At 68.3% G+C, this 1134-nt stretch carries 2 protein-coding genes; both read left to right on the top strand.

The genetic code is table 11. From position 1 onward, the window contains the following. Window positions 1-345 (top strand): FKBP-type peptidyl-prolyl cis-trans isomerase (locus J7E68_RS19250; RefSeq protein WP_215175146.1); only part of this gene is annotated, 345 nt, incomplete at its 5' end. Window positions 346-382: 37 nt separating this feature from the next. After that, window positions 383-1134 (top strand): 1-deoxy-D-xylulose-5-phosphate reductoisomerase (locus tag J7E68_RS19245; RefSeq protein ID WP_215175145.1); only part of this gene is annotated, 752 nt, incomplete at its 3' end.

Raw genomic sequence — 1134 nt, 5'->3', positions numbered from 1 at the left:
CCGACCGAGACCGAGGTCGCTGAGCTCAAGCAGGGCGACGGCGCTGTGGTCGGCGCCGGTGACCTCGTCACCGTGCAGTACCGCGGTGTGAAGTGGTCGGACGGCAGCGAGTTCGACTCCAGCTGGAGCCGGGATGCCGCGCCGTCGCAGTTCCAGACGAGCGGGGTCGTGACGGGCTTCAAGGCTGCTCTCGAGGGTCAGAAGGTCGGCTCGCAGGTCATCGTGACCATGCCGCCGAAGGACGGCTACGGCGAGGGCGAGATCAACGCCAACGACCTCGTCGGCGAGACCCTGACGTTCGTCGTGGACATCCTCGCGACCACGCCTGTCGAGCAGGCCCAGTAAGCACGGGGGAGCCGGGGCCTTGCCATAGGCTGGCGACATGCGTCGCATCATCGTCCTCGGCTCCACAGGCTCCATCGGCACTCAGGCGCTCGACGTCATCCGCGCCAATCCGCGTCGGTTCGAACTCGTCGGCCTCGCCGCAGGCTCCAACGCGCAGATGCTCGCCGACCAGGCTGCGCAGTTCCAGGTCGAGAGCACCGCTCTCGGCGCTGCCGAGGCGGAGCAGCTCGTGCGCGACGTCGAGGCCGATGTGGTGCTCAACGCGATCACCGGCTCGATCGGCCTCGGCTCCACGCTCGCCGCGCTGAAGGCCGGCCGGACGCTCGCCCTCGCGAACAAGGAGTCGCTCATCGTCGGGGGCGAACTCGTGCTCGCGGCAGCCGCGCCCGGCCAGATCGTTCCAGTCGACTCCGAGCATTCCGCGATCGCGCAGGCGCTGCGCAGCGGCACGCATGCCGAGGTGCGCCGGCTCGTGGTCACCGCTTCCGGAGGGCCCTTCCGCGGCCGCTCGCGAGACGAGATGCTCGACGTCACGCCTCAGGAGGCGCTCGCCCATCCCACCTGGGACATGGGCCGCATGGTAACCACGAACTCCTCGACGCTCGTGAACAAGGGACTCGAGGTCATCGAGGCGCATCTGCTGTTCGACGTCGCGTACGACGACATCGAGGTCGTCGTGCATCCGCAGTCGATCGTCCACTCGATGGTCGAGTTCATTGACGGATCGACGATCGCCCAGGCATCTCCACCCGACATGCGGCTTCCGATCTCGCCCGGTCTCGACTGGCC

It is taken from the genome of Microbacterium sp. ISL-103 (assembly GCF_018613995.1).
In the GTDB taxonomy this organism is placed as follows: domain Bacteria; phylum Actinomycetota; class Actinomycetes; order Actinomycetales; family Microbacteriaceae; genus Microbacterium.
Note: the sequence above shows the minus strand (reverse complement) of the source record. Positions and strands in the feature narration are given on the sequence as shown.